Here is a 7,458-nt window from a genome sequence, read left to right as displayed (position 1 = left end):
TTATTAATCACCTTATTCTTTATCTATTTTCTATTATTATCTTAAATTAGTTATTATAGAAAATATTATACTTCTTTTTTCGTATAATTGGAAAAATTTGCGACCACCACTACATAAAAAAAAGGATGTCGGCTGACATCCTTTTTAACAATGGGCTTCAAATGCCCCGAGTAAATTATGCATTACTGATTCCATCGGCATTCCTTCAATATCATGTCTTGGAATGAAATGAACAACTTTGTTATCCTTTAATAATGCCATTGAAGGAGATGATGGTTCAATTCCTTCAAAGTACTCACGCATTTTTGCGGTTGCTTCTTTATCCTGGCCAGCAAACACGGTTACGATATGGTTCGGTTTTTTCTCGCTATTCAGGACAGCTTGCGTCGCCGCAGGACGAGCCAACCCAGCCGCACAACCGCATACGGAATTTACGACAACAAGCGTTGTTCCACTCACATTTTCCATAAATTGTTCTACCTCTTGTGCTGTTGCGAGCTCTTCAAAACCAGCTCTTGTTAATTCTTCGCGCATCGGTAAAACCATTTGTTTCATATATTCTTCATATGCATTTGACAATTTTAATCACTCCGTTTCGGTTCATCCACTTTAGAATACCTAATCTACTGCCTATTTGCAATTTTATTCAACGCTCTTCCTAGCTTCCGTCATTTGCTTCCATACAGAACCCTTTGCTTCTGAGCCGCCTTCTATTCTTTCGATCGCCATTTTTATTTGTAAACTGACTTCAAACTCCGAATCATTTTCGGCAGCCTTTAATGCCGGAAGTGCCTTTGCATCGCCTGCTTCATATAAAAACATAGCTGCCCGCCAGCGGACAAGCTTGCTCTTATCCTGCAATGCCTGCATCATTTCGTCTGCAGCTTCCGAAAACCCTAAATCTGATAGACAGTCTCCTGCTGTCCTGCGAACAGTCACCGTTTTATCTTTCAGTGCCTTATATAGTAACGGCAGTACTTTCTTTTCCTTGATCATACCGAGGTACACGGTTGCTAGCCTTCGAATCGAAGCCTTTTCGTCTGATAGCGCTTTTTCAAGGACAGGTAAATCCTCTAATTCTGGGTCATCCATTTGTTCGAGAACCTGATAGCGAATTTGCCAATCCGGATTATTTAACTCTTCTACCGATACTTTTTTGCGCTTCTTACTATATTTTAGTTCAGGCTTAGGATCCGTGGATTGAGCTTTTGCAACCAACTCTTCAAGTCGCACCTCAGGATAGGCGGCAATAAGTTCGTCCACCACTTCCTGGCCGATCTGCTCAAACTCTCCATAGCGGACGCCTTGATTCTGCCACTTTCTAAGTAAAAGATAATGATCATCAGGCAGCTGTGCCCGTTCTCTTGCTTTTAAAAAGTATTCCGGCATACCAAACCGTTTTTCTGATGTGCCGTCCGTAAGCTTTACTTGGAGCGGAATCTCTTTAAACATCTGGATTTCAACCTTAATCTCACCAAAATGTTCGTTGATCTGATTGGTTTGGGTAATTTCCTCCGCTTTTTCTCCAAATGCCTGGCGTACTTGCGGCAATAATTCCTTCCAATCATATTTCGCATTTCGTTCAATGGCAAGGAAATCCGCCACATGATAAACACCTTTTATACCATCAATTTGAAGGATGGCTTGAATCATTGTTGGAGCATCAGCAGCAGTTTCTTTTTTATAATTATGGCTTTTCCCCATGGGAAGTTCTTCATCTAAAATGATTTTCATTGTATTTGGACTTGGCGTTGGTTCAATCGCCTTAATTTTCAACACAACCACCTCATTCCTTTTCCGCAAGTTCGGCCAGGTATGACCAGCGCTCGATTAAATGCTCGAGTTTCTCGTTCAATTCCGTTTCTTGCTTCATTAAGTCTTGTGCTTTTGTAAAATCACTGCCTGTCTTTGCCATTTCTGAAGCTATTTCTTCCAGGCGGGTTTCCGTTGTCTCGATGTCTTCATCAATGGATTCCCATTCTTTTTTCTCTGAATAGGTCATTCTTTTCTTTTTTTCTTTTTCAATTGGTTTTGTTGGCTTAGCGGTAACAGTGACCGTTTTTTGTGCCTCTAACGCCGATTCCTTTTCAAGATACTCTGTATAATTTCCATAGAAGGATTCAATTGCCCCTTCCCCTTGTAGAACGAGAAGTTGTTCCGCCACCTTATCTAAGAAATAGCGGTCATGGGAAACCGTAATCACCACTCCTGGAAAATCCTCTAAATAATCTTCGAGAACGGTCAGTGTCTGTGTATCAAGGTCATTTGTAGGTTCGTCCAATAGAAGCACATTTGGTGCTGTCATTAGTATTTTCAATAAGTATAAACGTCGTTTTTCACCACCCGATAACTTGCGGATTGGTGTTCCGTGCGTAAATGGCGGAAACAAAAAGCGTTCGAGCATTTGGGCCGCTGAGATTGTTTTCCCATCCGATGTGTTTACAACTTCGGCTGTTTCTTTAATGTATTCAATCATCCGCTTATTTTCATCCATATCTTCACTTTCTTGGGTATAATAAGCGATTTTCACGGTCTGACCCATGATGAATTCCCCTTCATCCAGCGGGATTTGTTTAGCAAGAATATTTAACAGAGTTGATTTACCCGTCCCATTTTTTCCGATAATCCCCATTCTGTCTCCAGGTTTTACTAACAAATTAAAGTGATTTAGGATTGTTCTTGATCCGAATCGCTTGGAAGCATCCTTCAGTTCAAATACTTGTTTTCCAAGGCGGCTTCCATTTAAAGTGATATCAAGTTTTTCAGAGGCTGGTTTTCCATTAGTAACCTTCTCATCCAGCTCTTCAAACCGTTGAATCCTGGCTTTTTGTTTTGTTGTTCTTGCTTTTGCGCCGCGCCGGATCCATTCAAGTTCTCTTCTGAAAAGATTTTTTCTTTTTTCAAAAGTCGCTGCCTCATTCTCTTCACGAATCGCTTTTGCTTCTAAAAAGGCCGCATAATTGCCTTTATAACTATATATTTGACCGCCATCTAGTTCAAACATCCGATTGGCCACTCGGTCTAAAAAGTAACGGTCGTGAGTGACAAGCAAAATCGAACCACTATATCTGCTTAAATAATCTTCCAACCATTTTACTGAATCAAAATCTAGATGGTTGGTTGGCTCATCTAAAATAAGTAAATCTGGTTCAGCAATCAAAACTTGTGCTAATGCGACTCGCTTTTTTTGCCCCCCGGACATTTCACCAATTCTTTTTGTAAAATCTTCAATCCCTAATTTCATTAATATCGATTTTGCATTCGTGCTCGCATCCCAGGCATTTAGCGCATCCATCTGCTTTTGCAAACGAAAAAGGTCTTCTTGGATTTTCGTATCATTTGGGGAACTAGTAAGCTCTAGCAATGTTTTTTCATAGGAACGCATTAGTTTGAGAATTGGGGCTTCACCATGGAAAACCTGTTCTAGCACTGTTTTATCCCCATCTAATTCTGGCTGCTGGTTTAAAAATGTAATTGAATAATCTTTGCTCGTAATAATTTTGCCTTCATCCGGCGTATCCAGCCCAGCAATAATTTTTAAAAGTGATGATTTACCAGTCCCATTGACCCCGATTAACCCGACACGCTCTTTTTCTCCAATCGTAAAGGAAATAGAGTTAAAGAGTTGTTTTTCTCCATATGTTTTTGAAACATTTTCAACTGTGAGCATTTTCATACTTGTCCATCCCATTCTCGGTAAAATTGTTCTAAAAAAGTTACCATCATTTGTTGACGACTCTCTGCCATTTTTCGAGCAGTATCTGTATTTATTAAGTCTTTCAATTTAAGCAGTTTTTCATAGAAATGATGAATGCTTGTTGATTTCCCTTTTCGATACTCTTCTAACGTCATTTCATTTCTTACAGAAATGCTTGGGTCATAGATGGATTGCCCTTTTTTGCCGCCGTAGGCAAACGCCCTCGCAATCCCGATGGCTCCAATCGCATCTAAACGGTCAGCATCCTGAACAATTTTTGCTTCAATCGTGGACAGTGTTGTCGTTTGTCCACCCTTAAAGGAAATCGTTGCGATAATCTGTTTTATATGTCTTTTATCATTATCTGTCAGCGGAAGGGTTTGTAAAAAGGATTCCAGTTTTTCTTCCCCTTTTTCACTGCTTTCATTGAGCTTTTCATCTGATATGTCATGGAGCAGGGACGCCATTTCAATAATGAACGGATCTCCTGCCGTTTCTTCCATGCAAATATGTAGGGCATTTCTTCGAACACGATCCACATGAAACCAATCATGGCCAGTAGCATCTTCCCCTAATTCGTTGCGGACATAATTTTCTGTTTGTTCTATCACTTGGTTTTTCATTTTCCCGAACACCCACTTTCACCCTTGCTATTTTATCATGAAAAACAAATAAAAAATAACCCCGAAGAATCGGGATTATTTTTTATTTGCTTGACGTCCACTTTTTTTCTGACTTTGCGATTTGGTATTACCAATCTGAAATTCACTGCCAAGTTCGATATCATTTCGTTTGTCTTGTTTTTCAATTTGCTCTCTCGTTTGGTTCGCATTTTGTCTACCCTGCTTACTAATTGTGCATCTTCCTCTCATTTAAAATTAAATGCAAAATTAGTATGCTCCGTTCAAGAAAAAGTTATTTCAATCCGTTGTGCCAACTGATTCCAAGCGTATTTTCACCTGCATGTACACCGATCACCGCTCCTAAGGGGCAACGAACTATCTCTAATTCAGGAAATTCCTTGCTGATTTCGTTTTCCCAATTGGAGGCTTGTTCTTCATGCAATCCATATAAAATATATACTTCTTTAAAGTGATGCTGCTCGTAGGATAATCGTAAATAATCCAATATTCTTTCTTTCGCCTTTTTCTCACTTCTTGCTTTTTCTTTTACATTCAATGCCCCGTCTACGATGGATATAATCGGTTTAACATTAAGCATACTGCCGAGAAAGAATTTCAAGCCTGACATTCTGCCACTTCGGTGGAGTTGTTCTAAACTGCCAACAAGGACATAAGTCTCGTTCGTTTTCTTTATCCTTTCAAGTTGGTCGATTACCGATTCAAGACTAGCACCAGCCTCAATTAAGGCCATTCCCTCTTTTAGCAAGGCCGTCATCGGATAAGTAAGAATGTTAGAATCAAACGTGGTAACCGGAATATCAACCAATTTTGCTGCTTGCTCACTTGAGGATACCGTACCACTTAACTTTCCTGATAAAAGTACAGCAATCACTTGGTCATAATCCGCTGACAATTTTTCGTATAGAGCTTGAAATGCCCCAATAGAAGGCTGTGATGTTTTTGGAGGATTTTTAAGCTGCTTTAGTCGAGCAAATAATTGAGCTGATGTTAAGTCAATCCCATCTGAATATTCCTCACCATCAAGTAAAATTGTTAACGGTATTGTATATAAATCAGGATGATTTCTTAATTCTTCGTCTAAATAGGCAGTACTATCTGTAACCCATGCCGTTTTGACCAACGTCATCTCCCCTTTTAATAATTTTGAACTAGTATGTAAATTAATCGTACATAAAAATTAGAATATTGTAAATATTATAAGAAAAACAACAAAACCAGCCTTCAATAAGAAAAGCTGGTTTTGGATTTTTAACTAATTTCCTCGTTTAGTCTCTTTAACGTTGTGATGATAAACTCCGTCATTTCGACTAAGTCCTCGATTTGGTCTTCATGAATCAGCCGGTCAAATTCAATCTTTATTATAAGAGTTTTCGTTGGAACAATGCTTAACGGGTCATAGAGTACTCTTTGAGTTATTGTTCTGGTCGGCCCCCAAATATCCTCTAAGAGGGATTTTAGTGTCGTAAAATCTATGTCCAATTCATCCTTGGCTGTAAATTGCAGACTTAACATACATCCTGCCTGCTCCTCTGATTGTATGGATGGTAAAAGCTCCGCGGCTAAATTAATAAGTCCTGATTGCAGTTCGATTGTCGCCTTTACCTTTTTTCCGGGTAACCGGAACGAAAGGTCAAAAGTTCGTGACATTTTAGCCATATTAACGGAATCGTTTCGATCGGTAATAACGATTTCTCCACTAATATCCAGATCATAAAGAGCCCCTTCAATCACTACTTTCATATTATCAAATGCAGTTGGATCAAACATAAACTTTCGACTCTCCTCTTAGAATAGCCCGATTGCATTCCCGTTTTCATCGACATCCATATTTAAGGCTGCCGGTTTTTTTGGCAATCCCGGCATCGTCATGACATCTCCTGTTAAGGCGACAATAAATCCAGCCCCGATTGACGGTTTAAATTCCCTGACTGTTACACTGAAATCCGAAGGTCTGCCTAACTTTGAAGGATCATCAGATAACGAATACTGGGATTTCGCCATACAAACGGCCAAATTAGACCAGCCAAACTTTTCAAAATCAATTAATTGTTTTTTTGCTTTTGATGAAAATTCAACTTCGTTTCCACCATAAACTTTTTGAACAATCGTCCGAACTTTCTTTTCAATCGAATCAGATAAGTCATATAGCGGCCTAAACTGGTTTTCTTCCTTGTCCATGACAGCTAACAGTGTATTAGCAAGTTCGATGCCGCCTGCTCCACCCTTTTCCCACACTTCAGTTAAGGCAACGGGCACATTTTCTCTTTGACACCATTCAAGTAATGTGTCTACTTCCTGTTTAGTATCAGTGATGAATTTGTTAACGGCCACAACAACTGGTAATCCAAAGCTCTGAATGGTCTCAATATGTTTCTTTAGATTTGCAAAGCCCAGCGTTAATGATGGAATATTTTCATTAGCTAACTCACTTTTCACTACACCGCCATGCATTTTCAAGGCACGAATCGTTGCAACAATAACAACAGCCTCCGGTTTAATACCTGCACTTCTCGATTTTATATGTAAAAATTTCTCTGCACCCAAATCAGCGCCAAACCCTGCTTCTGTAATAACATAATCCGCTAATTTAGCTGCTGTGGTTGTAGCAATTACACTGTTACATCCATGGGCAATATTTGCAAATGGACCGCCATGAATTAGGGCTGGCGTGTGTTCAATCGTTTGTACAAGGTTAGGTTTAACCGCATCTTTTAACAATAACGTTAATGCACCTTCTACCCCTAGATCACCAACAGTCACTGGATTCTTATCATAATTATAAGCTACAACCATCCGTGATAATCGTAATTTTAAATTTTTTAAGTCTGCGGCTAAACATAGAACCGCCATAATTTCCGATGCAACCGTAATATCAAAACCATCTTCACGAGGCACCCCTTGGAGTGGGCCGCCAAGGCCGATGATTACTTTTCTTAAGGCTCTATCATTTAAATCTACTGCTCGTTTCCAGACAATTCTGCGTTGATCAATGTTAAGTTCGTTACCCTGTTGGAGATGATTATCGATTAATGCTGCGAGGGCATTGTTTGCAGTCGTTATCGCGTGAAGATCTCCAGTAAAGTGTAGATTGATATCTTCCATTGGCAGGACTTGTGA

The 7,458-nt window shown here is 39.6% G+C and carries 7 protein-coding genes; all 7 read right to left on the bottom strand.

The genetic code is table 11. The features are described from left to right. Positions 1-144: 144 nt before the first annotated feature. A complete protein-coding gene (locus V7659_RS29050; RefSeq protein WP_335543517.1) occupies positions 145-579 on the bottom strand; it encodes a BrxA/BrxB family bacilliredoxin in 435 nt (144 codons plus the stop codon). Positions 580-642: 63 nt separating this feature from the next. After that, positions 643-1,776: a conserved virulence factor C family protein gene (locus V7659_RS29045; RefSeq protein WP_335543518.1), complete on the bottom strand. Its 1,134-nt coding sequence runs from the start codon at positions 1,774-1,776 to the stop codon at positions 643-645. Between the two features lie 10 nt (positions 1,777-1,786). After that, on the bottom strand, positions 1,787-3,676 hold the full coding sequence (locus tag V7659_RS29040; protein WP_335543516.1) for an ABC-F family ATP-binding cassette domain-containing protein: 1,890 nt from the start codon (positions 3,674-3,676) through the stop codon (positions 1,787-1,789). Then, entirely contained in the window at positions 3,673-4,320 is a 648-nt protein-coding gene (locus tag V7659_RS29035; protein ID WP_335543515.1) for an HD domain-containing protein, read from the bottom strand. Before V7659_RS29035 ends, V7659_RS29040 begins: the two co-directional genes overlap by 4 nt. A gap of 292 nt (positions 4,321-4,612) precedes the next feature. Beyond that, positions 4,613-5,461: a DegV family protein gene (locus tag V7659_RS29030; protein WP_335543514.1), complete on the bottom strand. Its 849-nt coding sequence runs from the start codon at positions 5,459-5,461 to the stop codon at positions 4,613-4,615. A gap of 128 nt (positions 5,462-5,589) precedes the next feature. Further along, the gene (locus V7659_RS29025; RefSeq protein WP_335543513.1) at positions 5,590-6,108 is read right to left on the bottom strand and encodes a hypothetical protein; all 519 of its coding nucleotides are present in this window, start codon (positions 6,106-6,108) and stop codon (positions 5,590-5,592) included. Between the two features lie 18 nt (positions 6,109-6,126). Then, positions 6,127-7,458 (bottom strand): formate--tetrahydrofolate ligase (locus tag V7659_RS29020; protein WP_335543512.1); only part of this gene is annotated, 1,332 nt, incomplete at its 5' end.

The sequence above is a fragment of the Neobacillus drentensis genome, from assembly GCF_036966985.1.
Lineage (GTDB): Bacteria > Bacillota > Bacilli > Bacillales > Cytobacillaceae > Neobacillus > Neobacillus drentensis_E.
The sequence above is the reverse complement of the archived record's forward strand: the minus strand, read 5'-3'. Positions and strand labels throughout refer to the sequence as shown.

What these genes read in the sequence shown, in the direction of transcription:
- V7659_RS29040 (WP_335543516.1), bottom strand. Translation starts at nt 3,676, where the DNA reads ATGAAAATGCTCACAGTTGAAAATGTTTCAAAAACATATGGAGAAAAA.
- V7659_RS29025 (WP_335543513.1), bottom strand. Translation starts at nt 6,108, where the DNA reads ATGTTTGATCCAACTGCATTTGATAATATGAAAGTAGTGATTGAAGGG.
- V7659_RS29035 (WP_335543515.1), bottom strand. Translation starts at nt 4,320, where the DNA reads ATGAAAAACCAAGTGATAGAACAAACAGAAAATTATGTCCGCAACGAA.